This window comes from Escherichia sp. E14V7 (assembly GCF_004212225.1).
GTDB lineage: Bacteria > Pseudomonadota > Gammaproteobacteria > Enterobacterales > Enterobacteriaceae > Escherichia.
Map to the genome: position 1 here is coordinate 208,182 of NZ_RHJJ01000014.1, position 26,179 is coordinate 234,360.

The 26,179-nt window shown below is 50.2% G+C and carries 26 protein-coding genes and 1 pseudogene; 10 read left to right on the forward strand and 17 right to left on the reverse strand.

Features of this window, described 5'->3' with window-relative positions; all coding sequences use genetic code 11:
• Window positions 1-4: 4 nt before the first annotated feature.
• Genes sdhA through sdhC form a run of 3 tightly spaced genes read right to left on the reverse strand, consistent with a single transcriptional unit; the run spans window position 5 to window position 2,516 of the window.
• Window positions 5-1,771 carry a succinate dehydrogenase flavoprotein subunit gene (sdhA, locus tag D9741_RS16985; RefSeq protein ID WP_130214982.1) on the reverse strand — a complete coding sequence of 589 codons (1,767 nt, stop codon included), beginning with the start codon at window positions 1,769-1,771 and terminating at the stop codon, window positions 5-7.
• Window positions 1,771-2,118: a succinate dehydrogenase membrane anchor subunit gene (sdhD, locus tag D9741_RS16990; protein WP_064528887.1), complete on the reverse strand. Its 348-nt coding sequence runs from the start codon at window positions 2,116-2,118 to the stop codon at window positions 1,771-1,773. Before sdhD ends, sdhA begins: the two co-directional genes overlap by 1 nt.
• A complete protein-coding gene (sdhC, locus tag D9741_RS16995; RefSeq protein ID WP_165383457.1) occupies window positions 2,112-2,516 on the reverse strand; it encodes a succinate dehydrogenase cytochrome b556 subunit in 405 nt (134 codons plus the stop codon). Before sdhC ends, sdhD begins: the two co-directional genes overlap by 7 nt.
• A gap of 380 nt (window positions 2,517-2,896) precedes the next feature.
• On the opposite strand from sdhC, the gene D9741_RS17000 reads away from it, so the two are divergent.
• From D9741_RS17000 to D9741_RS17025, 6 genes are all read left to right on the forward strand, one after another.
• On the forward strand, window positions 2,897-3,004 hold the full coding sequence (locus D9741_RS17000; RefSeq protein WP_123057984.1) for a hypothetical protein: 108 nt from the start codon (window positions 2,897-2,899) through the stop codon (window positions 3,002-3,004).
• A 204-nt stretch (window positions 3,005-3,208) separates the two neighbouring features.
• Window positions 3,209-4,492: a citrate synthase gene (gene gltA, locus D9741_RS17005; protein ID WP_130214984.1), complete on the forward strand. Its 1,284-nt coding sequence runs from the start codon at window positions 3,209-3,211 to the stop codon at window positions 4,490-4,492.
• A 389-nt stretch (window positions 4,493-4,881) separates the two neighbouring features.
• Window positions 4,882-5,448 carry a fimbrial protein gene (locus D9741_RS17010; RefSeq protein ID WP_130214986.1) on the forward strand — a complete coding sequence of 189 codons (567 nt, stop codon included), beginning with the start codon at window positions 4,882-4,884 and terminating at the stop codon, window positions 5,446-5,448.
• A gap of 100 nt (window positions 5,449-5,548) precedes the next feature.
• Window positions 5,549-8,008, forward strand: coding sequence for a fimbria/pilus outer membrane usher protein (locus tag D9741_RS17015; protein ID WP_165383458.1), 2,460 nt, complete (start codon window positions 5,549-5,551; stop codon window positions 8,006-8,008).
• Window positions 8,009-8,022: 14 nt separating this feature from the next.
• Entirely contained in the window at window positions 8,023-8,757 is a 735-nt protein-coding gene (locus D9741_RS17020) for a molecular chaperone (protein ID WP_130214990.1), read from the forward strand.
• Entirely contained in the window at window positions 8,754-9,815 is a 1,062-nt protein-coding gene (locus tag D9741_RS17025; RefSeq protein WP_130214992.1) for a fimbrial protein, read from the forward strand. Before D9741_RS17020 ends, D9741_RS17025 begins: the two co-directional genes overlap by 4 nt.
• A 225-nt stretch (window positions 9,816-10,040) precedes the next feature.
• Here the strand turns inward: D9741_RS17025 and D9741_RS17030 are convergent, their stop codons facing one another.
• The 8 genes from D9741_RS17030 to D9741_RS17065 are packed head-to-tail and all read right to left on the reverse strand — an operon-like array spanning window position 10,041 to window position 16,857.
• Window positions 10,041-11,339: a TRAP transporter large permease gene (locus D9741_RS17030; protein ID WP_130214994.1), complete on the reverse strand. Its 1,299-nt coding sequence runs from the start codon at window positions 11,337-11,339 to the stop codon at window positions 10,041-10,043.
• Window positions 11,339-11,800: a TRAP transporter small permease gene (locus D9741_RS17035; protein WP_130214996.1), complete on the reverse strand. Its 462-nt coding sequence runs from the start codon at window positions 11,798-11,800 to the stop codon at window positions 11,339-11,341. Before D9741_RS17035 ends, D9741_RS17030 begins: the two co-directional genes overlap by 1 nt.
• Window positions 11,801-11,859: 59 nt before the next feature.
• Window positions 11,860-12,828, reverse strand: a complete 969-nt coding sequence (locus D9741_RS17040; RefSeq protein ID WP_130214998.1) for a C4-dicarboxylate TRAP transporter substrate-binding protein — start codon at window positions 12,826-12,828, stop codon at window positions 11,860-11,862.
• A gap of 27 nt (window positions 12,829-12,855) precedes the next feature.
• Entirely contained in the window at window positions 12,856-14,052 is a 1,197-nt protein-coding gene (locus D9741_RS17045) for a UxaA family hydrolase (RefSeq protein WP_130215000.1), read from the reverse strand.
• Window positions 14,052-14,363, reverse strand: coding sequence for a UxaA family hydrolase (locus D9741_RS17050; protein ID WP_130215002.1), 312 nt, complete (start codon window positions 14,361-14,363; stop codon window positions 14,052-14,054). Before D9741_RS17050 ends, D9741_RS17045 begins: the two co-directional genes overlap by 1 nt.
• Window positions 14,364-14,377: 14 nt before the next feature.
• Complete coding sequence (locus D9741_RS17055; protein WP_130215004.1) at window positions 14,378-15,133, reverse strand: SDR family NAD(P)-dependent oxidoreductase; 756 nt, start codon at window positions 15,131-15,133, stop codon at window positions 14,378-14,380.
• Between the two features lie 11 nt (window positions 15,134-15,144).
• The gene (locus tag D9741_RS17060) at window positions 15,145-16,158 is read right to left on the reverse strand and encodes a zinc-binding alcohol dehydrogenase family protein (RefSeq protein ID WP_130215006.1); all 1,014 of its coding nucleotides are present in this window, start codon (window positions 16,156-16,158) and stop codon (window positions 15,145-15,147) included.
• A 12-nt stretch (window positions 16,159-16,170) separates the two neighbouring features.
• Entirely contained in the window at window positions 16,171-16,857 is a 687-nt protein-coding gene (locus D9741_RS17065; protein ID WP_033546392.1) for an RraA family protein, read from the reverse strand.
• Between the two features lie 262 nt (window positions 16,858-17,119).
• Here D9741_RS17065 and D9741_RS17070 point away from each other — a divergent pair, with 262 nt between their 5' ends.
• A complete protein-coding gene (locus D9741_RS17070; protein WP_130209844.1) occupies window positions 17,120-17,833 on the forward strand; it encodes a FadR/GntR family transcriptional regulator in 714 nt (237 codons plus the stop codon).
• Window positions 17,834-17,872: 39 nt separating this feature from the next.
• Here D9741_RS17070 and D9741_RS17080 read toward each other — a convergent pair.
• A pseudogene (locus D9741_RS17080) lies at window positions 17,873-18,684 on the reverse strand (transposase).
• 22 nt (window positions 18,685-18,706) lie between these two features.
• Between D9741_RS17080 and tnpA the strand changes: the two are divergent.
• Complete coding sequence (gene tnpA, locus D9741_RS17085; protein ID WP_165383460.1) at window positions 18,707-19,123, forward strand: IS200/IS605 family transposase; 417 nt, start codon at window positions 18,707-18,709, stop codon at window positions 19,121-19,123.
• Between the two features lie 240 nt (window positions 19,124-19,363).
• The gene (locus D9741_RS17090; protein WP_130215010.1) at window positions 19,364-20,410 is read left to right on the forward strand and encodes an AbrB family transcriptional regulator; all 1,047 of its coding nucleotides are present in this window, start codon (window positions 19,364-19,366) and stop codon (window positions 20,408-20,410) included.
• Here D9741_RS17090 and nei read toward each other — a convergent pair.
• The 5 genes from nei to ybgI are packed head-to-tail and all read right to left on the reverse strand — an operon-like array spanning window position 20,407 to window position 24,306.
• A complete protein-coding gene (nei, locus tag D9741_RS17095) occupies window positions 20,407-21,198 on the reverse strand; it encodes an endonuclease VIII (protein WP_130210750.1) in 792 nt (263 codons plus the stop codon). The genes D9741_RS17090 and nei overlap by 4 nt on opposite strands.
• A gap of 35 nt (window positions 21,199-21,233) precedes the next feature.
• On the reverse strand, window positions 21,234-21,968 hold the full coding sequence (gene pxpA / locus D9741_RS17100) for a 5-oxoprolinase subunit PxpA (protein ID WP_130215012.1): 735 nt from the start codon (window positions 21,966-21,968) through the stop codon (window positions 21,234-21,236).
• On the reverse strand, window positions 21,958-22,890 hold the full coding sequence (gene pxpC / locus D9741_RS17105; protein WP_130215014.1) for a 5-oxoprolinase subunit PxpC: 933 nt from the start codon (window positions 22,888-22,890) through the stop codon (window positions 21,958-21,960). Before pxpC ends, pxpA begins: the two co-directional genes overlap by 11 nt.
• Window positions 22,884-23,540, reverse strand: coding sequence for a 5-oxoprolinase subunit PxpB (gene pxpB, locus D9741_RS17110; protein ID WP_130215016.1), 657 nt, complete (start codon window positions 23,538-23,540; stop codon window positions 22,884-22,886). The genes pxpC and pxpB overlap by 7 nt, the downstream gene beginning before the upstream one ends.
• 22 nt (window positions 23,541-23,562) lie before the next feature.
• Window positions 23,563-24,306, reverse strand: coding sequence for a radiation resistance protein YbgI (gene ybgI / locus D9741_RS17115; RefSeq protein WP_130215061.1), 744 nt, complete (start codon window positions 24,304-24,306; stop codon window positions 23,563-23,565).
• A 270-nt stretch (window positions 24,307-24,576) separates the two neighbouring features.
• Between ybgI and dtpD the strand changes: the two genes are divergently transcribed.
• Window positions 24,577-26,058 (forward strand): dipeptide permease DtpD, encoded by a 1,482-nt coding sequence (gene dtpD, locus D9741_RS17120; RefSeq protein WP_130215018.1) that lies wholly within the window; start codon window positions 24,577-24,579, stop codon window positions 26,056-26,058.
• Window positions 26,059-26,179 lie beyond the last annotated feature (121 nt).

Consider the following 26,179-nt stretch of genomic DNA (forward strand, 5'->3'; position numbering starts at 1 on the left):
CGCATTAGTAAGTACGAATCTTCGGCGGGAATGCCGGGCGCAGTTTCGGTTCCATGTTGACGCTTCGGCGCGTCATGGATTCCGACTCTGGCAGATACAGGGAGTGGCACAGCCAGTTTTCATCATCGCGATCCGGGAAGTCGAAGCGGCTATGCGCGCCACGGCTTTCGGTACGGAAGTTGGCAGAAACAGCCGTTGCATACGCCGTTTCCATCAGGTTATCCAATTCCAGGCACTCAACGCGCTGGGTGTTGAACTCACTTGAAGTGTCATCCAGACGGGCATTTTTCAGACGCTCGCGGATCACTTTCAACTGCTCAAGCCCTTTCGCCATCGCATCACCTTCACGGAAGACCGAGAAGTTATGCTGCATACATTCTTGCAGAGCTTTACGAATCGCCACCGGATCTTCACCGTTACGGTTGTTGTTCCAGCGGTTCAGGCGATCGAGAGAAGCTTCAACATCAGACTCGCTGGCATCGCGCAGTACGCCCTGCTCGGCAATAGACTCTTGCAGATGCAGACCTGCCGCACGACCAAATACCACCAGGTCCAGCAGCGAGTTGCCGCCCAGACGGTTTGCGCCGTGTACGGATACGCAGGCAATTTCACCTACCGCGAACAGCCCAGGGATCACCACATCTTCGCCTTTCTCGTTCACGGTCAGCGCCTGACCGGTCACTTTGGTCGGAATACCGCCCATCATGTAGTGACAGGTTGGGATTACCGGAATCGGCTCTTTCACCGGATCAACGTGAGCGAAGGTGCGGGAGAGTTCAAGGATGCCCGGCAGACGGGATTCAAGAACTTCTTTACCCAGGTGGTCGAGTTTCAGTTTTGCGTGTGGCCCCCACGGACCATCACAACCGCGACCTTCACGGATTTCGATCATGATGGAACGCGCCACCACGTCACGGCCCGCCAGGTCTTTGGCGTTCGGCGCATAACGCTCCATAAAGCGTTCGCCATGTTTGTTCAGCAGATAACCGCCTTCACCACGGCAACCTTCGGTGACCAGTACGCCCGCACCAGCAATACCGGTTGGGTGGAACTGCCACATTTCCATATCCTGTACCGGTACGCCTGCACGGATAGCCATGCCGACACCGTCGCCAGTGTTAATGTGGGCGTTGGTGGTGGACTGATAAATACGCCCTGCCCCGCCAGTCGCCAGCACAGTCGCGCGAGCTTTAAAGTAAACCACTTCACCAGTTTCGATGCACAGTGCGGTACAACCCACCACCGCGCCATCGGCGTTTTTCACCAGATCCAGCGCATACCATTCGGAGAAAATAGTGGTGTGGTTTTTCAGGTTCTGCTGATAAAGCGTGTGCAGCAGTGCGTGACCGGTACGGTCGGCAGCCGCCGCAGTACGTGCCGCCTGCTCGCCGCCGAAGTTTTTCGACTGGCCGCCAAACGGACGTTGATAGATACGACCATCATCAAGGCGCGAGAACGGCAGGCCCATGTGTTCCAGCTCCAGAATCGCTTCCGGCCCGGTTTTACACATATATTCAATCGCGTCCTGGTCACCGATATAGTCCGACCCTTTTACGGTGTCGTACATATGCCATTCCCAGTTATCTTCATGGGTATTACCCAGCGCAACGGTAATGCCGCCCTGCGCAGACACGGTATGGGAACGGGTCGGGAAAACTTTAGATAGCAGCGCACAGGTCTGGCCGCTCTGGGAAATTTGTAGCGCCGCGCGCATACCTGCGCCGCCGGCACCAATCACAACTGCATCAAATTCTCTGACTGGCAATTTCATCACACACCCCACACCACAACGAATCCATAAATCACGTAAACCACCAGAGCAACGACAATTACCAGTTGCAGAATCAGGCGCACGGCCAATGGTTTAACGTAGTCGGTCAACACCTGCCACATGCCGATCCAGGCATGGATCAAAATGGAAAACAGTGCCAGCAGAGTGAAGACTTTAGTGAACGCAGAGGCAAAGAAACCAATCCAGACGTCATATGTCAGTTCGCCACTGATAGCAAAAAAACCGACCATATAAATGATGTAAAGCGTCAGGACGATAGCAGTAGCGCGAACGAGGATGAAATCATGTACGCCATTGCGTCCTAATGCGGAAGCGTTGCTTACCATACGAGGACTCCTGCAAGAATTGAAAGCACGACAGTGATGACAAAAGAGACTTTGGCAGAGCGTTTACCCGCTTCGAATGTTTCTTCCAGATAGCCAAAATCCATCATCATGTGGCGAATACCTACGACGACGTGATATGCCAGAGCGGTAAGGATGCCCCACATGATAAATTTCACGAAGAAGCTGCCCATAATGGCGGAAGCTTGCTCGAAACCTTCAGGGGAAGAGAGGCTGGTACCCAGAAGCCACAGCAGGATGACCACTGCAACAAACGTAATCACACCGGAAACGCGATGAAGAATGGACGCTATCGCCGTGATGGGGAACCGGATGGTCTGTAGGTCCAGATTAACAGGTCTTTGTTTTTTCACATTTCTTATCATGAATAACGCCCACATGCTGTTCTTATTATTCCCTGGGGACTACGGGTACAGAGGATAACTTTCTGTTACCTGGAGACGTCGGGATTTCCTTCCTCCGGTCTGCTTGCGGGTCAGACAGCGTCCTTTCTATAACTGCGCGTCATGCAAAACACTGCTTCCAGATGCGAAAACGACACGTTACAACGCTGGGTGGCTCGGGATTGCAGGGTGTTCCGGAGACCTGGCGGCAGTATAGGCTGTTCACAAAATCATTACAATTAACCTACATATAGTTTGTCTGGTTTTATCCAGAACAGTGATCTGGGTCACGATAACAACATTTATTTAATTTTTAACCATCGTATTTGACAATCATTCAACAAAGTTGTTACAAACATTACCAGGAAAAGCATATAATGCGTAAAAGTTATGGGGTCACTATTTCACCGAAGATTAACTTATGTAACAGTGTGGAAGTATTGACCAATACATTCGAGACAGTTATTAGTGATAGACAGGTTTAATAATTCGGATTGCTAAGTGCTTGATTCGCCGTTTATTCGTCATCAATGAATTCTTTACCTGCAAGCGCCCAGAGCTCTGTACCCAGGTTTCCTCTCTCCCACAGAGCGGCGAGCCAAATAACAAACGGGTAAAGCCAGGTTGATGTGCGAAGGCAAATTTAAGTTCCGGCAGTCTTATGCAATAAGGCGCTAAGGAGACCTTAAATGGCTGATACAAAAGCAAAACTCACCCTCAATGGGAACACAGCTGTTGAACTGGATGTGCTGAAAGGCACGCTAGGTCAAGATGTTATCGATATCCGTACGCTTGGCTCAAAAGGCGTATTCACCTTTGACCCTGGTTTCACTTCAACCGCATCCTGCGAATCTAAAATTACTTTTATTGATGGTGATGAAGGTATTTTGCTGCATCGTGGCTTCCCGATCGATCAGCTGGCAACCGATTCTAACTACCTGGAAGTTTGCTACATCCTGTTGAATGGTGAAAAACCAACCCAGGAACAGTATGACGAATTCAAAACTACAGTAACTCGTCATACCATGATCCACGAACAGATCACCCGTCTGTTCCACGCTTTCCGTCGCGACTCGCATCCGATGGCGGTAATGTGCGGTATTACCGGTGCGCTGGCGGCGTTTTATCATGACTCTCTGGACGTCAATAACCCGCGCCATCGTGAAATCGCCGCGTTCCGCCTGTTGTCGAAAATGCCGACCATGGCAGCAATGTGCTACAAATATTCCATCGGGCAGCCATTTGTTTACCCGCGTAATGACCTCTCCTACGCCGGTAACTTCCTGCATATGATGTTCTCCACGCCGTGCGAACCGTATGAAGTCAATCCAATTCTGGAACGTGCTATGGACCGCATTCTGATCCTGCACGCTGACCACGAACAGAACGCCTCTACTTCTACCGTACGTACCGCAGGTTCTTCGGGCGCGAACCCGTTTGCTTGTATCGCGGCAGGTATTGCCTCTCTGTGGGGACCAGCACACGGCGGCGCCAACGAAGCTGCACTGAAAATGCTGGAAGAAATCAGCTCGGTTAAACACATTCCGGAATTTGTTCGTCGTGCGAAAGACAAAAATGACTCTTTCCGTCTGATGGGCTTCGGTCACCGTGTGTACAAAAACTACGACCCGCGCGCCACTGTCATGCGTGAAACCTGCCATGAAGTGCTGAAAGAGCTGGGTACCAAAGATGACCTGCTGGAAGTGGCCATGGAGCTGGAAAACATCGCTCTGAACGACCCGTACTTTATCGAGAAGAAACTGTACCCGAACGTCGATTTCTACTCGGGTATCATCCTGAAAGCGATGGGTATTCCGTCTTCCATGTTCACGGTCATCTTTGCGATGGCACGTACCGTTGGCTGGATTGCTCACTGGAGCGAAATGCACAGCGAAGGAATGAAAATTGCCCGTCCGCGTCAGCTTTACACTGGTTACGAAAAACGCGACTTTAAAAGCGACATCAAGCGTTAACCATTGATTGCCTGACAGTAAATCCTTCTAACCCGTCTTTTCTATGGCGGGTTATTTTTATTTGCCTAAACACAAAAATTTGTAAAGATAAAATCCATTATCGGACCAACATAGATATTGTAAAAAAAATAACACTACTCATTTTATGAGCAGTTTAATGATTTTTTATTACCCCTTCCAGACAGCAACATTTTTAACTTCATGAAAATGATGGAAATCTCTAATAAACCCGCATCCTTTTCATTAAACAATTAATTCACCGCATCAATTAATTAGCCTTGTATTTAATACAGTTAACAATGTTTTTAAATAAAACTAAAAACATTTGATATTCAAGTAAGTTATTCTGGTATCGCTATACTTTTTCTATTTCCTCTAAGGACTCCGTTATGTTTAAAGGACAAAAAACACTGGCGGCGCTGGCCGTATCTCTGTTAATTTCAGCCCCTGTTTATGCTGCAAATGAAGGCTCTGGTGAAATTCACTTTAAAGGTGAAGTTATTGAAGCGCCTTGTGAAATTAAGCAAGAAGACATTGATAAACAAGTAAATCTTGGTGAGGTGACCAAGAACCGCATCAACCAGGATCATCACAGTGCATTAACGCCTGTCGATATTCATTTAGTTAACTGTGACCTGCCAAGTTCCGATAACGGTTCAGGTACCGCAGTATCAAAAGTCTCGGTAACCTTTGACAGTTCAGCGAAAACAATGGGAGCCTCCCCGATGCTCAGTAACACCAGTGCTGGTGAGGCCACAGGTGTTGGCGTGCGCTTAATGAACAAAGACCAGTCCAACATCACTCTGGGTTCAGAAAGTCCAGATATTGGGCTGGAACCAACAGCCACAGAACAAACTCTGAACTTCTTCGCCTGGATGGAGCAGATTGATAACGGTATTCCCGTGACGGCGGGTGAAGTCACTGCCAACGCGACCTATGTGCTGGATTATAAATAATCACCGCGTCGTCATTGATTAATCTGTACATATGACAGCGTGTGTGGTTATACGTATTACGGCGGCAAGTTAGCCGCCTTTCTTCAAATATTTATCAGGTATGGATGCCGTGAATATTTACCGACTTTCTGTTTTATCCTGCCTGACGATGGCTATCCCCTCTGCATTGGCAGTGGAGTTTAACCTTAACGTCCTTGATAAATCGATGCGCGATAGCGTTGATATTTCTCTGCTCAATGAAAAAGGCGCTATCGTTCCCGGTGATTATTTTGTTAGCGTCGTTGTTAATAATATTCAAATCAGCAGCGGGCAAACTATTCGCTGGCAAAAAGCCAACGACAAAACAATTCCTTGTATCAATGATTCCCTGTTGAGTAAATTTGGCCTTAAAGAAAAAATCCGCCAGACATTGCCGCAGGTTAATCAGTGTTTTGATTTTAGCAGCCTGCCGGAAATCAACTTTACGTTTGATCAGACCAACCAACAACTTAACATCACGATTCCACAAGCCTGGCTGGCATGGCATTCCGACAACTGGGCGCCGCCTGAAACATGGGATGCCGGAGTTTCGGGTATCTTGCTGGACTACAACCTGTTTGCCAGCACTTATCGCCCGCAGGAAGGGAGCAGTAATACCAATCTGAATGCTTACGGTACAACGGGTATTAACGCCGGAGCATGGCGGTTGCGTAGCGATTACCAGCTCAACCAATCCGACAATGGTGATGTGCACGATCGATCCGGGGCTATTTCCCGAACCTATCTGTTTCGCCCGCTACCACAAATAAGCTCCAGATTAACCCTTGGCGAAACCGATCTCAGCTCCAATATTTTTGACGGTTTTTCGTATACCGGTGCAGCCCTGACCAGCGATGACCGAATGCTTCCCTGGGAATTACGCGGATACGCACCGCAAATTAGCGGCGTGGCGCAAACTAACGCCACCGTCACCATAAGTCATACCGGACGCGTAATTTATCAGAAAAAAGTCCCGCCTGGCCCGTTTATCATTGATGACCTGAATCAGTCAGTTCAAGGCACACTGGATGTCAAAGTGACGGAGGAAGATGGCCGGGTTAATAATTTCCAGGTATCCGCAGCATCAACGCCTTTTCTGACCCGCCAGGGGCAGGTACGTTATAAACTTGCAGCGGGTCGTCCGCGTCCTTCTTTGTCTCATCATACTGAAAACGAAACGTTTTTAAGTAATGAAGTTTCCTGGGGGATGCTCTCCAATACTTCACTGTATGGCGGGTTGATTCTCGCCGGGGACGATTATCATTCTGGCGCGCTGGGTATCGGGCAAAATATGCTGTGGCTGGGGGCGCTCTCCTTCGACGTCACCTGGGCTAAAAGTCGTTTTGATAATCAACCGGACGAGAAAGGTTACAGTTATCGCTTCAACTACAGTAAACGGATAGATGCCACCGACAGTCTTCTTTCGATAGCGGCGTATCGTTTCTCCGATCGCCATTTCCATAGCTACGCCAATTATATCGATCATAAATACAATGACGCTGATGCTCAGGATGAAAAAAAGACAATCAGCCTTTCCGCCGGGCAACCCATTACACCGCTGAATCTCAACCTGTACGTCAACGTCTTGCGTCAAACCTGGTGGAATGCGGAGTCCTCCACCACCGCCAATATTACCGCTGGCTTCAACGTTGATATCGGTGACTGGAAAGATATTTCCGTCTCAACCTCATTTAACACCACACATTACGAAGACAAAGCTCGTGATAACCAGATTTACCTGTCCATTTCATTGCCTATTGGTAACGGTGGCCGCATTGGTTATGACATGCAGGACAGTAAAAATAGCACCTCGCACCGCATGTCGTGGAACGATACCCTGGATGACCGTAACAGTTGGGGAATATCGACCGGGCTGCAATCTGACCGACCTGACAATGGCGCACAGGTTAGCGGCAATTATCAGCATCTTAGTTCTGCGGGCGAGTGGGATCTGTCTGGCACGTACGCCGCTAATGATTACAGCTCTGCCAGCACCAGCTGGAGTGGCTCCTTTACTGCTACACGCTATGGCGCTGCGTTTCATCGCCGTAGCTCCACCAACGAACCTCGTCTTATGGTTAGTACAGACGGTGTAGCCGACATTCCGATTCAGGGTAATCTCGACTACACCAACCGTTTTGGCATTGCGGTCGTACCGTTTGTCTCCAGTTACCAACCCTCGACTGTCGCGGTCAATATGAACGACTTGCCCGACGGCGTCACGGTATCCGAAAACGTGGTCAAAGAAACCTGGACGGAAGGCGCGATCGGCTATAAAGCGCTGGCTTCACGTTCTGGAAAAGATGTCAACGTCATCATCCGCGACTCCAGCGGTCATTTCCCGCCACTCGGCGCCGATATCCGGCAAGAAGGAAGCGGAATCAGCGTCGGAATGGTGGGGGAAGATGGCCACGCCTGGTTAAGTGGTGTGGGTGAAAGTCAGCGATTCACAATACTTTGGGGTGATAAACAGCGTTGTTTAATTCAGCTTCCTCAGCACCTGGAAGATATGAGTAAACGTCTGATTCTCCCCTGTCATTAATTAAGGAAAAGACAATGACAATTTTTAAAGGAATGCCCCTTATTCTGCTGATCGTGAGCTTATGCAGCCATGCCGCCTTACAGCCCGATCGCACTCGTATCGTGTTTAACGCCAATGATAAAGCGACCAGCCTGCGGATAGAAAATCGCAGCGATAAACTTCCCTATCTCGCATACTCATGGATAGAAAATGACAAAGGGGATAAAAGCGATGATTTCCTCGTAGCCTTGCCGCCAATCCAACGTCTGGAAGCGAAAGCGACATCGCAGGCGCGTATTGTCAAGCAATCTTCCACTAGCCAATTGCCGACCGATCGTGAGTCGCTGTTTTACTATAATCTGCGCGAGATCCCCCCAGCCCCGGAAAAAGCAACCGGTCATGCCATTCTTCAGGTTGCTATCCAGAGCCGTATAAAGTTGTTCTGGCGGCCCGCCGGATTACGCAAAAAATCGGGCGAGCATGTGGAATTACAGTTACAGGTCAGCCAGCAGAATAATCAGCTTACCCTGAAAAACCCGACCCCTTATTACCTGACCATCGCCTATCTTGGCCGCGATAAAAAAGGCATTCTGCCCGGCTTTAAAAGTACGCTCATAGCGCCTTTTGCTTCGGCAATCGCCAGTACGGGTAACTATAACGGCAACCAGTTTTATCTTGGCTATATGGATGACTATGGCGCGTTACGTATGACGACGCTCAACTGTCAGGGGCAATGCAAAATGCAGCGCGTGGTGGAGGATAAACAATGAGTATAAGCAAAGGACTGTTACTCATTGCCTGCTTGTTATTTCTGCCCTTAAAAAACGCGTTGGCGCTGGACTGTTATTTTGGCGCCTCAGGCGGCGCAGTGGAAAAATCAGAAACGATTATGCCATTCGCCGTCCCGGCTAACGCCAAACCGGGAGATAAAATCTGGGAATCCGATGATATTAAAATCCCCGTCTATTGTGATAACAATACCAACGGTGATTTCGAAAGTGAGCATGTATACGCGTGGGTAAACCCCTACCCCGGCATGCAGGATCGTTACTATCAGCTCGGTGTAACCTATAACGGCTCTGATTATGACGCCAGCCTCGGAAAAAGCCGTATCGATACTAACCAATGTATCGACAGTAAAAAAATTGACATGTATACGCCAGAGCAAATAATCGCAATGGGATGGCAAAATAAAATTTGCTCTGGTGATCCTGCAAATATCCGTAAATCGCGAACGTTCATGGCGCGTATGCGCCTGTACGTCAAACTACGCGAAATGCCGCCACACGATTATCAAAGCACCCTTAGCGATTACACTGTCGTACAATTTGATGGCGCTGGCAGCGTCAATGAAGATCCCTCGGCTAAGAACCTGAAATATCACATCTATGGGCTGGAAAATATTCGCGTTCTTGACTGCAGTGTCGACTTCGCCATTACCCCCAATAATCAGGTCATCGATTTTGGTAAATTTAACGTGCTGGATATTCGCCGTCACAATATGACAAAAACGTTCTCTATCAAAACGACCAAAACCCAAAATGCTGAGTGCACTGATGGCTTCAAAGTCAGTTCTTCGTTTTATACCGAAGAAACACTGGTGGAAGGCGATCAGGCGCTGCTCGTGGGTAATGGGCTACGACTGCGTGTGCTGGATGAAAATTCTTCACCCTATACATTCAATAAATATTCTGAATACGCCGACTTTACCAGCGACATGCTGGTCTATGAAAAAACCTATACGGCAGAGCTGTCATCCATAAGCGGCACACCCATTGATCCCGGCCCCTTTGATACCGTGGTGCTGTTCAAAATTAACTACAACTAAATTCTATTCACGCGGATAGAACGTTGTGTGTATCACTGTCGTTATATTGTTATCAACGTTCTGGCCTTCTGGTCAGAACGTTTTCTAACCAGCATATACTCTAAATTATTTAAAAAAACACCCCATCGGTTGACCATAGAAAAAATAATGCAAAAGCCTCCTGGTAAAATACCCCCGAAAAAATCACGGGGGTCATACTCAATCAAAGGGTATTACATTTATTGTTCAAACCAGCAGTAAAGATATTGCCGGAATATAGGTAATGACCAACAGAAGTAAAATAAGACTGATCAGTAGTGGCACCCCTTCTCGCATAAATTGCCCGACAGAAACCTGTACGGTATTACACACCAGCAGCATCACCGTTCCGACAGGTGGTGATAACGTTCCTAACGATAAGTTGAGGATCATAATGATGCCAAAATGCACCGGATCAATGCCAAAATGCGCCACTACTGGTTTGAGCAACGGCACTAATATCAGCAAGATGGCACTGCCTTCAAGGAACATGCCAAGCACCAGCAGCAATAGATTAATAATCAATAAAAAGACGTATTTATTATCGGTCAGAGAGGTCACAAACTCCGCAACTGTTATACCGGCCCGCTCAAGGGAAAATATCCAGCCCAGCGCCGCACTCGCCATAATGATTAACATGACCGATGCCGTGGAACGCGCCGTCTCAGAGAGTGCAGTAAATACATGGCTGATTTTCAGTTCGCGATAAATGACAAAACCAATAAATATCACCAATAATACTGCTACAGCTCCGGCTTCTGTTGGCGTGAAGATATTTGCCCGAATGCCGCCGATAACCGCAACGATTAAAAACAGTGCAGGCCAGGCCTGCACCAGCGCCACTGACACTTCTTTCGGTTTTGGCCAGTGTTCGCTGGAAGGTTTTAATCCGCGACGAATAGCCACCAGCCATACGGTGACGATCAACATAGCGGAACACAACAGACCGGGCAGGATCCCGGCCATAAACATGGAACCGATGGAGACATCCGCCACCAGTCCATACAGGATCAGCGCAATACCCGGTGGAATGATTGGTGTAATCAGCGAGCCACTTGCCGTTATCGCCGCCGCAAAGCCACGGGAATAGCCTTTCTGTTCCATTTCCGGCACCATCATGCGCGATAACATCGCGGCATCCGCCAGGTTTGAGGCGCTGACGCCGCCCATCATGGTACTGACCAGAATATTAGCCCCACCCAGACCACCGCGCATTCTGCCAATCAACACGTTGGCAATTTGCAAAATACGTGCGGCAATACCGGTATAGCTCATTAACGTGCCTAATAAGATAAAAAATGGAATAGCTAACAGCGAAGGGGTTTGCGTCGTGGCAATCAAACGCTGAATTGCCACCATTAACGGCACGTTTGAATAGCAAAGGAAGTAGGTCAGAATGCCGCAAAACATCGCCAGCCATACCGGCATATTGATAAATAAACAGATGAACATCAGCGGAATGATCATCAGCCAGCTTCCCGCCAGTAATTCACTCAATGCGGTCATTATTCACCTTCCTTGCGTGGCGTTTTCTTGATCAGGTGTAAGGCAGTAAAACAGGCGATACCGATTGCACCAACCGTGACCGCAATATCGATCCAAAACCAGGATATTTTTAATATTTGCGTGGTTTTAAATGCTGTTCCGGCAGCTAATTTCCATGCTGACCAGGCCATCACAATCAGTAAAATAATAGATACCAGAGAGACAAATAACGTTAAAATACGTTGCCAGCGTGGTGTCAGCGCATCAGCTAAAAATGGAATTGATAAATGGGTATTATCTCGTTCAGCAACAACCGCACCAAACATGACTACCCAAACCATTAATAAACCGGAAACTTCCTCTGTCCACTGCAATGGCATATTAAAACAGTAACGCATTATTACCGCAGCAATGGTCATTATTACCAATAAAAAGAGTGTTAATACCGCAGAAACTTCAATCACTTTCCCGAAAAGACGCATAAACACCTCTGCTCTTAACGGTCGGTGCCGAAACACCGACCTGTCCTTATGCCATGAAGTTATTTCAGCTGTTGCTGAATGGTGTCATATAAACCAGGGGTCCATTCCGGGAATTGTTGGTACACTTTTAAGGCTTTTTCTTTGAAAGGAGCCACGTCAGGATAGATAATTTCTACGCCCTGCTCCTGCATGGTTTTCAACATTGCCGCATCCTGCTCGGTGGTAATTTTCTGGCTATATAAACCAGCTTCATACGCTGTCTGGTGAATAATATCTAACTGCGCAGGTGTCAGGGTACTGAAAAACGCTTCGCCACCCAACCATAATGATGTATTGGTCAGATAGTTCACCATTGACAGATATTTCGCCTGCTCATGCAGTTTTTGCCCATACAGAACAGAAACCGGGTTTTCCACACCATCGATCATCCCCTGAGTCAGCGCCGGATAAACGTCGCCCAGCGGCATTGGCGTTGGGGTTGCGCCCATTGCTTCAATGGCTTTAATCTGCATGACGTTATTCGGCACGCGGATCTTCATCCCTTTCAGGTCTTCCGGTGTACGAATTGGTTTTTTAGCAATGATCTGCCGGGTACCGTACAGATAGTTGCTCATGACAATATGCACACCTTTTTCCCGCAGCTTTTGTTCTTTCTGTTTAAACCAGTCGCTGGCATAAATCGCAAACAGTTTCTGCGGATCTTCAGTTAAATAAGGCCCAAATAATATTCCCAGGTCTGCATCATAGTCAGTTAAAAAACCAACATCACTGATGGTGATAATATTCATCCCCATCAACGCTTGCTCTGTAATATCTTGTTTAGAACCTAATTGTGAACTTGGATAAAGTTCGAAAACAATATCTCCATTGCTTTTTTTCTTCACAAGTTCTGCCCAGTGCTTCACTACTGTATCCGCTGGCTCGCCGGGGTTACTTTCATAGGCGATTTTGATAGTGACCGGCGCGGCATTCAGCATCGGACTTAATAAAGCGAAAAGAAATAAAAAGGGCGTCAGTAATTTTTTCATTATTATTACCTGTAAGAGCTTTATCGATTAACGGGGATCTGCCCGACAGACTGCACTTTTGCTGTAATCAAATGCTTTATACGTTAAAACAAACTCCTGATGTTCCAGTCGTTCTGCGGCACAATATTGACCGTTGGCGACATGTTCAATCACCTGCATAATATCGTCTGCAATATCGTCGAGCGTTGCGCCTTCGCTAATTACACGACCGGCATTAACGTCCATATCGTCAGATAAATGCTCCCACGTCTGTGGGTTATTACACACTTTAATAATGGGTGCGATCACTGAACCAATAACTGAACCGCGACCTGTGGTAAATAACACCATATGACAGCCAGAGGCGATAAGTTCCAGTGCTTCTGAGGAATCGTTAATATTCGGATAACCAAAACGAGGCTCACCATCAGGCACCACGTCCATCAACCAAAGCCCAGGAAAGGGCGTTTGTTGCGTCGGTAAAATAACGCCAGCAATCAGCGCATCGCCCGACTTGGTATAAGCCCCAAGGGATTTTTCTTCCTGAGTGGTTAAGCCGCCTTCAGCATTACCGTTAGAAAAACTCCCCAGCCCCATCAAACTGTAATAACGCTCTGCTTTTGTCATTGCCATTTCGATGGCATCACGTGCCTGCGGGCTACCCGCACGCGACATCATATGCTGCTCACAACCAAGCAACTCACCGCTTTCTTCAAAAATGCAGGTAGCCCCTTTCTCCAGCAACTGGTCAAAGGCGCGTCCTACTGCCGGATTACCCGTGATACCACTGGTGCCATCGGAACCACCGCAGATAGTACCAACCACCAGGTCGCTCCAGTTCAGAATACAACGCGGTGTATCCGTAAGCTGTTCCAGCATTTCAGCGACCAACTGCTTACCCAGAGTAATGGTGTTGGTCGTGCCTTTATTTTCCTGAATCACCAGCGTATGACACGGTCGCCCGCTTTCGCGAACTTCTTGCTCCAGCCGACGGCGATCGAAATTCTCGCATCCCAGCGAAATAATCAGTACACCACCTACGTTGCTATGCGTCGCCAGATTTTTCACCAGCCGATAGCCGTAATCGCTGGGATAACAACCTGAAAAACCAAAATACTGCACATCGTGACAAGGAAATCCCTCGGCAATCTTTTTAGCGACGTGGCTGGCACACTCCACCATAAAGATTACCTGCACAGTATTACGAATACCCGGTCGGCCATTTTGCCGTACATAACCTTCCATTATGCTTTTTCCTCTGGCTGATAGCCGGCATCATCATGATGAAAAATGGCGATGGCATTGCTGGCAAGATTATGGGAATGCACATGTTCACCCATGGCAATATCGCGAGTGGCATGTCCGATAATGGCGCCGTATTTCAGAATCGAATCACCATTGTTCAGCGCTTCGCAGGCCAGTTTGTGACCCAGCGTGACGGAACTACAGGCCACCATTTCCCCCCCATCCCACCAGACAACATCGCCACTGGCGATGTCATTCAGCGCGACCACGCAGTTATCTCTGGCATGAAGCTTTAACGCACGTTTGCGCATAATTCCTCCGTACATCAGAAGCCGATTAATGCACCGCCATCGACCACCAGCACCTGACCACTGACAAACGCCGCTGCGTCCGAAGCCAAATAAACCGCAGCCCAACCGATATCTTCTGGCTTGCCGAATTTTTTCATCGGTGTACGACCCAGGATTTTGTTACGGCGTTCGTCATCGCCTTCAATGGCCTTACGCAACATTGGTGTATCGATCCAACCAGGCGCAATACCATTGACGCGAATCCCGTGTCCGGCAAGCTCCGTGGTCATACCGCGAATCATGCCGAGATAGGCTGACTTCGCAGCGCTGTAGCCAGTAACCAGAGGCTGCCCAAGAAATGAGGTCATAGAGGCGGTAAACAGCACACAACCTTGACCGCGTTGTTTCATATGCGGCACAAGGGCTTTGGTTAACGCAAATGCACCGACCACGTGAACGTCGAGCACTGACTCAAAATCACTGACGCTCATCTCTTCAATCGGTTTTTTGCAGTGATTGCCTGCGTTATTGACCAGGATATCGATAGCCCCGTGTTCGCTAACAAGCGCATCAACTTTTTCCTGCGCGGCTGCGGTATCCCCGACATCCATTTGTATCCAACTGGCCTGCGAACCTAATGTTCCGGCGGTCGCTTGCGCCAGTTCGCCGTTCAGGTCAGCAATAATGACCTTCGCCCCGCTGACTATCATGCATTTGGCCATTGCCAGCCCCAGTCCACTGGCCGCCCCTGTAATCAGCGCGGTTTTGTTATGTAAAGAAAAAGCATTCATGAAGTGTCTCCTTAAAGGTCAATGAGGATTTTGGTATACGCGCCGGGATCACTTACCCAGTCGCTAAAAGCGTGATCGGCCTGTTCCAGCGGGTAGTGAGCGCTCACCAGATTGCTGACCGGATAACGCCCGGACTCCATCAATGCCAGCACGGCACGAAAATCCGCCACGGTGGCATTGCGCGAACCACGGATATCCAGTTCTTTCATCAGGAACTGCGCACTCTGATAACTCACTGGCTGTTTGGCGTAACCGACATAAACCACACGACCGCTAAACGCCACCAGCCCTGTAGCCTGTTCAATGGTTTGTTGATTCCCCACCGCTTCAATCACCACTTCCGGGCCGCGACTGTCATTTAACAGCGCCAGTTCTGCCGCCACGTCACATTGCTGCGAATTAAGAAAACGTTGCGCACCGCACGACTGGGCAATGTTCTGCTTGCGATCATCAATATCGATAGCAATTACGCGTGCGCCCATGGCGGATGCCGCGGCGATAGCGCCAAGGCCAATTACCCCACAACCGATAACTGCGACCCATTCACCCACATTAATTTGCGCACGTCTGGCCGCATGTAGCCCCACGGCCAGCGGTTCTACCAGCGCTAACTCATCAACACTTAAGGCATTACAGACAATGACTTTATGTGCAGGCATCGTCAGTTGTTGCGCCATCCCACCCTGACGTTGCACACCGAGAGTCTGGTTGTTCTTACAAGCGTTAGGACGACCGCTCAGACAGGAGCTGCACACACCACATTCAGTGCAAGGCAGAACGACCACCCGGTCACCCGGCTTGATCGCTCCCGCCATATCGCCAGTTGCCAGCACCGTGCCGCCAATTTCATGCCCCGGAATACAGGGATAATTAACCAGCGGATTCAGCCCCCGCCAGGTATTGAGGTCAGAACCACACAGTCCGACACGCTCAACATTGATTAGCACTTCTCCTTTACCGCAGACAGGTTCGGGGATATCAACAAATCGCGCCTGACTTCCCTGCTCAATGGTTAATGCCTTCATTCGTTGCTCTCCTTACATTACGCCGAAGGTTTCAAAGGCCTGTACCGTGCTCATGCCATCACTGATGGCTTTGCGCACTTCACTTTCAGTTGCCACTTTTTCCAGAGCCTGGGTAATAACTTCTTTCTCAACGACCTGGGGAATAATCAGTAATCCGTCACGATCGCCAAACACGATATCGCCCGGATTCACCCGCACACCGTGAAATTCAATGGGTACGCCGAAGTCGATGACCTTGCCGCGCGGACCTTGATCCTGTGCGTAAGTGCCATGACAAAAGGTGGGAAATTTCAGTTCAAGAATTTCAGCAGAGTCACGGGCGTAACCATCGAGTACCGCACCTGCTGCTTTCAGATGCATGGCTCGGGTAGACATCAACCCGCCCCACAACGCATAGCGCAGAGAGCTGCCCGTAGTGATGTAAACATCGTTCTCTTTGAGGGCATCCAGCGCTTCAAACATGATGCCAAACGGTTTTTCGCCAATCGCCGTCTTACCCGACGTCGATTTGGTTTCGTAAACGTCCGACTCCAGCACCGGCATTGCCCGGCCTGCCACCACCATATTCACATCCAGCGGCTTGATTGCCGGAGAAACAAACTGGTGCATATAGCCCAGCGTGTCGAGAATATCGCCAACCACGGCGGTAAATAGCCGGGTTTTCATCAACGCAAAAAGTTCGTTATCACTCTTCCACATCACATTTACCTGTAAGCCTGTTTAACAGGTTTACAGGGTAAGAAGAAAAAGCGCACAATACTGCGAAGGGCGTCACGAAAAAGTTGTGTATTTACTATTTCTTCGCCACTCTTTCACACAATATGTCTTTGATTCGCACTGCATGGCGGGCGCACAGGCGCAGTAGTCTATTGATAATCAAGGGTTCTGGAGGAAAATATGAAGGATACAGTCCCGGTATTCTGGATTTTACCGACCAGGAAAAAGTACAACAGGAGTGAAAATGAGTGAGAGTGCGTTATTGACCAGCGTAACGTTATCGTCACAGGTCAAAAATCATATTCTTAATCTGATCGCCGAACAAAAATTGACACCGGGGATGCCAGTTCCCAGTGAAGTTCAGTTGATTCAGAAATTGGGTGTCAGTCGGGGTATTGTGCGTGAGGCCTATCGTTCACTTGCCGCCCTGGGGATTCTGGAAACGCACAGCGGTAAAGTGCCACGAATCAAAAAATTTGATGATGAAGTGCTGCGCGTGGTGTTTGGATTTGCCCTGGCGACCGAACAAGTGACAACAGAGCAAATTTTGCAAGTACGCCGCTGGCTGGAGTTGGGCGTTGTGGAAGCGGCTGCCCGTAATGGCGAAGAGGAAGATTTTGCTAACCTACGGGCTGAAATGGCAAAAATCCGCGAACAGTTCGATGATGTCGAAAGCTTTATCACCCATGATATCCGCTTCCATCAGTTACTCGCCGTTGCCTCAAAAAATCCGCTTTTTATGATGTTATTGCAGGCATTACATCAGCAGTTGCGGCAATCCATCCAGGAGGGGTTAAACGCCCAAAGCGATCAAAAAGAGTATGGCAATCACATCATCACACTACACCAGAAAATCTGCGACGCTGTGTGTGCCAGAGATGTCGAAACGGCGACTCAGGCCATGAAATCACACTTCGACAGCCCGGTCAGTGCACTGATCAATAATTCCTCGCCTTGACATCCTCCACGCCCTGAATGACGAGGATCCCTGCTACGTTCAGCCTGTCGCCTGAATCATTTCGGTGGGTTCCTGCTTCAACGGGCGGCCTGACTGCACCATCCCTCCACAGGCAAGAACGGCGTGCCCCGCCGCTAAAATGTTACGAGCGCCGTTTACATCGGCGTTCGCTGTATATCCACATACCTGGCATCTGAATTTACTTTGTGACAGGCGATTTTCTTTCGCTGTATGACCACAGCACGCGCAACGCTGGCTTGTGTACGCTGGCGGAACAGCCAGTATCTGACCGCCACGCCAGCATCCAGTCCGACCATTGATACTGAAGGGTGAACAGGAGTGGATACTTCACTTTCTGTCTGAATACTGATGTACCACTTACCGCAGGACTGGCTGACAGTGACATTTTTCACAACACCCGTGACCTGACGGCTATTCCGGTAGCGCATCCAGCCAAGTTTCGGCAGAAAAATACGGCTGTTTTCCTGATCGAGCTTAACGCCCTGTGGGTAGCGGAATGCATCATTCTGTCCCCGCTTTTTGAATCGGGGAAAAGCCGCACGCTTCTGGAAGAAATTTTTGTAGGCTCGCTCAAGGTCTTTCAGTGACTGTTGCAATGGCTGTGCTGGAGCATCTTTAAGCCATTGTGTTTCAGTTGCATTTTTCCACTCAACCAGCCAGGAAGCCATTTTCGCGTAAGGGATGTATTTATTACCGGCCTCATGATTCTCATTCTGACGTGCCAGAGCACGATTGAAAACGAAACGACATGCGCCTGCGAAGCACCTCATTTCACGCTCCTGTTGACCACCTGGTCTTAACTGGAATTTGAATGCTTGTAGTCGTTTCATGGGCCAAATCATACTTTGGCCCATGAAAAAAGAAACCGATATCCGACGCGGAAGGCATTGTGTTTTCCTGAAGCATGTTCACCTGATCTTCGTTACTAAATACCGACGTCAGATTTTTGACTATGACGCGACAGAAAAACTACGCACTTACTTTTCAAATGTATGTGCTGATTTTGAAGCTGAACTGGTTGAAATGGATGGCGAACAAGATCACGTCCATTTGTTAATTAACTATCCACCCAAGCTGGCGATATCCAGTCTGGTAAACAGCCTCAAAGGCGTATCGAGTAGATTACTGCGACGAGATCGACCAGATATTGCAGTCAGGTATTACCACAAAGGCGTTTTGTGGAGTCCCAGTTATTTTGCCAGTAGCTGCGGAGGTGCGCCAATATCCGTCATCCGCCAATACATTGAACAACAGCAAACACCTGGTTAGGTGGAAAACCGCGCCTTATATCCCCGCCCTGAAGAACGGGGTTTTACGGCGCACTGGATAAGACTTATTTCAGTTCAATCGTTTACTCTTCCCTCTTTTACAAACGAGAGGGAGACAACGGTACTTAATACGCCCTTTAGCCAAAATCTGTCTTTTTCTTGATTACCGCTATTTTTTCGTTAAGGCGCATTCTTTATGCTGTATCGATACACCAAAGGTAAGTTAAACAGGGAGTGACGGATGCCAGTGCTACAGTGGGGAATGTTATGTGTTCTGTCACTTCTCCTTTCTATTGGCTTCCTCGCTTTACATCTCCCGGCGGCACTCCTGCTTGGACCAATGATCGCCGGGATCATCTTCAGTATGCGCGGGGTTACCCTGCAACTCCCCCGCTCCGCTTTTCTCGCTGCGCAGGCCATTCTTGGCTGCATGATTGCGCAAAACCTGACCGGTTCGATCCTGACCACGCTGGCGGTTAACTGGCCGATTGTGTTAGCTATTTTGCTGGTGACGCTGCTTTCCAGTGCTATCGTGGGATGGTTACTGGTGCGCTATAGCTCACTGCCCGGAAATACGGGTGCCTGGGGCTCCTCGCCTGGTGGTGCGGCGGCAATGGTCGCGATGGCGCAGGATTACGGCGCAGATATCCGCCTGGTGGCGTTTATGCAGTATCTGCGGGTACTGTTTGTCGCGGGGGCCGCTGTTCTGGTCACCCGAATGATGCTGGGCGATAACGCTGAAGCGGTTAACCAGCAGATAGTATGGTTTCCGCCAGTGAGCATTCATCTCCTGTTCACCATCCTGCTCGCGGTCATTGCGGGTACGGCGGGATGCCTGCTACGTCTTCCTTCCGGCACGATGCTTATCCCGATGCTGGCAGGTGCGGTGCTCCAGTCTGGTGAGTTCATCACGATTGAGTTACCGGAATGGCTGCTGGCGATAGCTTATATGGCGATTGGCTGGCGAATTGGTCTGGGCTTCGATAAACAAATCTTACTGCGGGCATTGCGTCCGCTGCCGCAAATCCTGCTGTCGATATTTGCTCTGCTCGCCATCTGCGCCGCGATGGCGTGGGGGCTGACCTGGTTTATGCATATTGATTTTATGACCGCCTACCTCGCTACCAGCCCCGGCGGACTAGATACGGTGGCGGTCATCGCCGCAGGGAGCAATGCCGATATGGCGCTTATTATGGCGATGCAAACCCTGCGCCTGTTCAGTATTTTGCTGACGGGGCCTGCCATTGCGCGGTTTATTTCAACCTATGCGCCGAAGCGAACGGCCTAGTGCTGGCAACCAGGACACCAGTAAAACGGGCGCGATGACAGCGTGGTTTTCTCAATGGTGCCGCCACAGCGTTCGCACGGTTCGCCATCACGATGAAAAACCTTAAAACGGAACAGCGCGCCGTGATGTTTATTTTCATCCACCTGCCCCCGCGTAGCGTAAGAAAGTCGCGGAATATCCAGTAACGCGTGTGCGAGTGCATCCAGTTGCGCCGCGTTGAGATCTTTCGCTTTATGATTTCCGGTCAACCCAACCTGCCAGAGGATCTCCACGCGCAGATAATTGCCAAGCCCTGCCAGAAACGCCTGGTCAAGCAGTAACCCGGCAAACTGACGGTTACGAAAGCGCGGCGACAATAACCGTTCTTTCACCACATCCGGCGTCAGATTCGGGTCGAGCACATCGGGGCCAACGCGTTGTAAGAACGGATGCGTCGTCAGTTGTTCCGGCGTTAACATTTCAATATCAGAGGCGCTATAAAGCAGAATGGTTTTGTCGGCTGTTTGCAACTTTACCCGCAACACCCGCGTGGTCTGCGGCTCTTCGCCAGTATCAACCACGCGCCAGACACCATAGAGTTGGTTATGGCTATAGAGCGTTAAGCCATCCGAAAAATGGGTCAGCAACGCTTTTCCGCGCGTTTCCACATAAGTGACATGCTGACCAATAAGTTGTGATTGATAAGGTTTTAACTGCGGGAAGGCAAACCAGACATCGGTCAGTGGTTTGCCTTTGATCGCCGCCTCCAGGTTATCCGCTGCACGGCGGATCTCCGGGCCTTCAGGCATGGTGATATCCTTTTTTCATTCTTTGTTCAGAGGGATTATGCTGCGACAACAATCCCCTTTTCGGCAAATGCAGATCGTAGCCGGCGGGCGAACGCCAGTGCGTGCTCGCCGTCGCCATGCAGGCAGACCGTTTGCGCCGCGACCGTTGCCCATTCGCCGGTGATACTTTTGACTCTGCCGTGTTGCACCATCTCCAGCGTTTGCGCCAGCGCCTGTTCTTCGTTTTCAATCAACGCGCCTGGCTGGCTTCGCGGCACCAGCGAACCGTCGGCCTGATAGCCGCGATCGGCAAACACTTCCTCGCGCGTTACCAGACCATATCGTTCGCCTGCTCGAATCAGCTCGCTTCCTGCCAGCCCGACGAGAATCAATGCCGGATCGCAGGCGTAAACGGCTCTGGCGATGGCGTCTGCCAGTTGTGCGTCTTTCGCTGCCTGGTTGTATAACATGCCGTGCGGTTTAACATGACGCATTACGCCACCTTCCGCCCGGGCAATCGCTGCCAGCGCGCCAATTTGATACAGTGTCTGGGCGTAAACGGTTTCTGGCGGCAGCTGCATGGCGCTGCGACCAAAATTTTCCCTGTCGGGAAAGCTCGGGTGAGCGCCAATCGCGACACCATTTTTTATGGCTTCACGCACGCTTACCAGCATGGTTTGCGCATCGCCTGCATGAAATCCACAGGCAATATTGGCCGACGAAACCAGCGTTAAAAGTTCCGCATCGCTGGAACTCCCTTCGCCCAGATCGGCGTTCAGGTCAATTTTCATTGTGCAGCCGCCACGCTAATTGTTCGAAATAACGTTGTTGATCTTGCCGCGCTTTCAGTGCCTCTTCCAGTGAACACTGGACAAAATGAATCGGCTGACCGAGCGGAATTTGCGCCAGATGGTACATATCAGCCTCAATGATACAGGCAATACGCGGGTAACCGCCGGTAGTTTGCGCGTCGTTCATCAACACAATGGGCTGCCCGTTATGCGGCACCTGCACCACGCCAGGCAACAAACCGTGAGATAACAGTTCGCGATCGGTGGTGCGTTTTAAGATTTGCCCCTGTAAGCGATAGCCCATCCGGTTACTTTGCGAGCTAAGCTGCCAGGGCGAACGCCAGAATGCATCCTGCGAGACGCGATCGAACTCATGATATTCCGGCCCCGGTAAGGCGCGAATCCGGTTACCCCACAGCAACTGTTTAACGCCCTGCGCTTCCATAAAATCACGCTTCGCTTTGCCAATGGGGAGTCGGTCACCATCCTTCAGTAAACGCCCTTCCAGCCCACCAATCCCCACCTTGAGATCGGTGCTGCATGACCCCATCACTGGTGGCACATCAATACCGCCTGCCACCGCCAGATAGCTACGTACACCATGTTGTGGACGTTTAAGCATTAAACGCTGGCCTGCTTTCATCGGCAAGCGCCAGCCAGTCCAGACAGCATTATCATCCAGCCGCGCCTCGCAACCTGCGCCAGTCAATGCAAACCAACCATCGCTTTCAAACTCAACCGTTAACTGACCGAGCGTGATCTCCAGCGCGGGCGCGTTGGCATCATTACCCACCAGCAGGTTAGCAATGCGTAGCGCTGGCATATCCAGTGCGCCGCAGTGGCTGATACCCGACTGGCGAAAACCGTGACGGCCGCCATCCTGCACGGTGGTGTACATTCCCGCACGAATAATCTTCAGCATACTCCCTCCTTCTGCGGCACAAAGCGCACGCTGTCTCCCGGACGCAATAAGATAGGTTCGTCACGCGTCGGGTCAAACAGACTGAGCGAAGTATGACCTATCAACTGCCAGCCGCCCGGCGTTGCCAGTGGATAAACACCGGTCTGCGGCCCGCCAATCCCGACAGAACCTGCCGGAACGAGCAAGCGCGGTTCAGCGCGCCGTGGCGTGTGTAGTTGTTCCGGCAAACTCCCGAGATACGGGAATCCCGGTTGAAAACCTAAAAACCAGACCACGTATTCCACGGAGGAGTGCAATTCAACAACCTGTTTTTCGCTCAACCCACAATGCGCCGCAACCACCGCCAGATCCGGCCCACCTGCGCCACCGTAAACCACCGGAATTTCGATAAAGCGAGACTCAGGTTCCAGCGCCTCGCTCTCTTCCCACCAACGTTGCAAACGCTCTATGGCGTCCAGCGCCAGCGATTCAGGGTTCCGCAAAATCACCGTGATATTGTTCATGCCGGGAATAGCTTCAACGACATTCGGCATATCCACCAGACGCTGGGCCAGCCGCCAGATCCGTTTCTGGCTGGCCAGCGTCACCGGCGGTTCCAGTTCCAGCACTACCGCCGTTTCACCTATCAGATAACAACGCGCTCGTTGCACTTTCGATCCCTCTGACTAGTCGTTATGCAGGATTAGGAATATCAATAAAGGTCACATCAAGATCGGTATTTTCATTCAACCACTCGCTCAACGCGCGAATACCACCGCGTTCGGTAGCGTGATGACCCGCAGCATAAAAATGCAATCCCTGCTCGCGGGCTGAATGAATGGTCTGTTCAGAAACTTCACCCGTAATAAATGCATCCACGCCAAAACGCGCGGCACTATCAATAAAACTTTGCCCGCCACCGGTGCACCAGGCGACGCGCTGTACTACCTCCGGGCCGTTGTCGCCACACCACAACGGCTTGCGTCCCAGACGCGCTTCAATCCATGAGGCCAGTTCCAGCCCCGGTACCGGCATGGTCAGTTCGCCCCACGGCACCAACGGCTCAATTTCGCCCATGACCGTGATCCCCAGTAACGACGCCAGTTGCGCGTTATTGCCCAGCTCAGGATGTGCGTCAAGTGGCAGATGCCAGCCATACAGGTTGATATCATTCGCCAACAATGTTTTTAAGCGGTTACGCTTCATACCGCGAATTACTGGCGATTCCCCTTTCCAGAAATAACCATGATGCACAATGACCGCATCAGCGCCCAGGCGTACCGCTTCATCGAGTAGCGCCTGGCTGGCGGTGACACCGGTAACAATTTTTTGCACCGTCTCTTTGCCTTCCACCTGCAAACCATTCGGCGCGTAATCACTTATCGCCGCGCTGTTCAATTTCTCGTTAATCAGTTGTTCCAGTTCGGTGTTTTTCATCATTGCGCCTTCCATATTCTGATAGCTACTCCGTTAACATAGCGTTACCTCGCCTGTTCGTCGATAGCCAATCTTTCGACATATTAAGAAACAAACCCATCGCCAAAAGGCGCAAATTGTTTATCTCATAAATGCATAGTTCATGTATATTTATGCAATCAGACAGCATATTGCATAAATAATCAGATCTGTATCAAAGTTTTAACTTTAAGGAAACACACGCACGCCGCGCAACTATTACGTGGTGTCGCATCCAACCGCGGAATTACTATGAATAAACACGCATCACAGCCGCGCGCTATCTACTACGTTGTCGCGCTACAAATCTGGGAATATTTTAGCTTCTACGGCATGCGTGCCTTGCTGATTCTCTATCTCACCAATCAACTGAAATACAACGACACCCACGCTTACGCGTTATTTAGCGCCTATTGTTCGCTGGTGTATGTCACGCCGATCCTCGGCGGTTTTCTGGCGGATAAAGTGCTCGGCAACCGTATGGCGGTAATGCTGGGGGCGTTGTTGATGGCTGTCGGGCATGTGGTGCTGGGCGCCAGCGAAATCCACCCGTCATTCCTCTATCTGTCGCTGGCGATTATCGTTTGTGGCTATGGTCTGTTTAAATCCAACGTCAGTTGCCTGCTTGGTGAACTGTATGAACCGACCGATCCACGTCGTGATGGCGGTTTCTCGCTGATGTATGCGGCGGGTAACGTGGGATCGATTATTGCCCCTATCGCCTGTGGTTACACCCAGGAAGAGTACAGCTGGGCGATGGGCTTTGGCCTGGCGGCGGTTGGCATGATCGCGGGTCTGGTCATTTTCTTATGCGGCAATCGTCATTTCACACATACCCGCGGCGTTAACAAAAAGGTGCTGCGTGCGACAAACTTTCTCCTGCCGAACTGGGGATGGCTGCTGGTTCTGCTGGTCGCAACGCCTGCGCTGATTACTGTACTGTTCTGGAAAGAGTGGTCGGTATACGCCTTAATTGTCGCCACTATCATTGGTCTGGCGGTACTGGCGAAAATTTATCGCAAAGCAGAAAACCAGAAACAACGTAAGGAGCTGGGGCTGATTGTGACGCTCACCTTCTTCAGCATGTTGTTCTGGGCCTTCGCACAACAGGGCGGCAGCTCGATTAGCCTTTATATCGACCGCTTCGTTAATCGCGATATTTTCGGTTATAGCGTTCCGACCGCCATGTTCCAGTCGATTAATGCTTTTGCAGTTATGCTGTGCGGTGTGTTCCTGGCGTGGGTGGTTAAAGAAAGCGTCGCGGGTAATCGTACCGTGCGCATCTGGGGAAAATTTGCTCTTGGCCTCGGCCTGATGAGCGCCGGGTTCTGTATTCTGAGCTTAAGCGCTCGCTGGTCTGCAATGTATGGCCACTCTTCCCTGCCGCTGATGGTGCTTGGTCTGGCAGTGATGGGGTTTGCCGAACTGTTTATCGATCCGGTTGCTATGTCGCAAATTACGCGTATTGAAATCCCCGGCGTGACCGGCGTATTAACCGGCATTTACATGCTGCTTTCCGGTGCGATTGCTAACTATCTGGCGGGCGTCATTGCCGATCAAACATCGCAAGCTTCGTTTGATGCTTCCGGGGCGCTCAATTACTCCATCAATGCATATATAGAAGTGTTTGATCAAATCACCTGGGGTGCGCTGGCGTGTGTAGGACTGGTGCTGATGATTTGGCTGTATCAGGCGCTGAAGTTCAGAAACCGTGCGCTGGCGCTGGAGTCTTAATACGCCAACACCGATGCCTGATGCGACGCTTAACGCGTCTTATCAGGCCTGGATGGTCCATTGAATTTGCACTATTTGCCAGGCCGGATAAGGCGTTCATGCCGCATCCGGCATCTGGGCA

Bases quoted from the DNA above. Each gene is read 5' to 3' on its own strand.
- sdhA (WP_130214982.1), bottom strand. From the start codon at position 1,771: ATGAAATTGCCAGTCAGAGAATTTGATGCAGTTGTGATTGGTGCCGGC.
- sdhD (WP_064528887.1), bottom strand. From the start codon at position 2,118: ATGGTAAGCAACGCTTCCGCATTAGGACGCAATGGCGTACATGATTTC.
- sdhC (WP_165383457.1), bottom strand. From the start codon at position 2,516: ATGTGGGCGTTATTCATGATAAGAAATGTGAAAAAACAAAGACCTGTT.
- D9741_RS17000 (WP_123057984.1), top strand. From the start codon at position 2,897: ATGCGTAAAAGTTATGGGGTCACTATTTCACCGAAGATTAACTTATGT.
- gltA (WP_130214984.1), top strand. From the start codon at position 3,209: ATGGCTGATACAAAAGCAAAACTCACCCTCAATGGGAACACAGCTGTT.
- D9741_RS17010 (WP_130214986.1), top strand. From the start codon at position 4,882: ATGTTTAAAGGACAAAAAACACTGGCGGCGCTGGCCGTATCTCTGTTA.
- D9741_RS17015 (WP_165383458.1), top strand. From the start codon at position 5,549: ATGGATGCCGTGAATATTTACCGACTTTCTGTTTTATCCTGCCTGACG.
- D9741_RS17020 (WP_130214990.1), top strand. From the start codon at position 8,023: ATGACAATTTTTAAAGGAATGCCCCTTATTCTGCTGATCGTGAGCTTA.
- D9741_RS17025 (WP_130214992.1), top strand. From the start codon at position 8,754: ATGAGTATAAGCAAAGGACTGTTACTCATTGCCTGCTTGTTATTTCTG.
- D9741_RS17030 (WP_130214994.1), bottom strand. From the start codon at position 11,339: ATGACCGCATTGAGTGAATTACTGGCGGGAAGCTGGCTGATGATCATT.
- D9741_RS17035 (WP_130214996.1), bottom strand. From the start codon at position 11,800: ATGCGTCTTTTCGGGAAAGTGATTGAAGTTTCTGCGGTATTAACACTC.
- D9741_RS17040 (WP_130214998.1), bottom strand. From the start codon at position 12,828: ATGAAAAAATTACTGACGCCCTTTTTATTTCTTTTCGCTTTATTAAGT.
- D9741_RS17045 (WP_130215000.1), bottom strand. From the start codon at position 14,052: ATGGAAGGTTATGTACGGCAAAATGGCCGACCGGGTATTCGTAATACT.
- D9741_RS17050 (WP_130215002.1), bottom strand. From the start codon at position 14,363: ATGCGCAAACGTGCGTTAAAGCTTCATGCCAGAGATAACTGCGTGGTC.
- D9741_RS17055 (WP_130215004.1), bottom strand. From the start codon at position 15,133: ATGAATGCTTTTTCTTTACATAACAAAACCGCGCTGATTACAGGGGCG.
- D9741_RS17060 (WP_130215006.1), bottom strand. From the start codon at position 16,158: ATGAAGGCATTAACCATTGAGCAGGGAAGTCAGGCGCGATTTGTTGAT.
- D9741_RS17065 (WP_033546392.1), bottom strand. From the start codon at position 16,857: ATGTGGAAGAGTGATAACGAACTTTTTGCGTTGATGAAAACCCGGCTA.
- D9741_RS17070 (WP_130209844.1), top strand. From the start codon at position 17,120: ATGAGTGAGAGTGCGTTATTGACCAGCGTAACGTTATCGTCACAGGTC.
- tnpA (WP_165383460.1), top strand. From the start codon at position 18,707: ATGAAAAAAGAAACCGATATCCGACGCGGAAGGCATTGTGTTTTCCTG.
- D9741_RS17090 (WP_130215010.1), top strand. From the start codon at position 19,364: ATGCCAGTGCTACAGTGGGGAATGTTATGTGTTCTGTCACTTCTCCTT.
- nei (WP_130210750.1), bottom strand. From the start codon at position 21,198: ATGCCTGAAGGCCCGGAGATCCGCCGTGCAGCGGATAACCTGGAGGCG.
- pxpA (WP_130215012.1), bottom strand. From the start codon at position 21,968: ATGAAAATTGACCTGAACGCCGATCTGGGCGAAGGGAGTTCCAGCGAT.
- pxpC (WP_130215014.1), bottom strand. From the start codon at position 22,890: ATGCTGAAGATTATTCGTGCGGGAATGTACACCACCGTGCAGGATGGC.
- ybgI (WP_130215061.1), bottom strand. From the start codon at position 24,306: ATGAAAAACACCGAACTGGAACAACTGATTAACGAGAAATTGAACAGC.
- dtpD (WP_130215018.1), top strand. From the start codon at position 24,577: ATGAATAAACACGCATCACAGCCGCGCGCTATCTACTACGTTGTCGCG.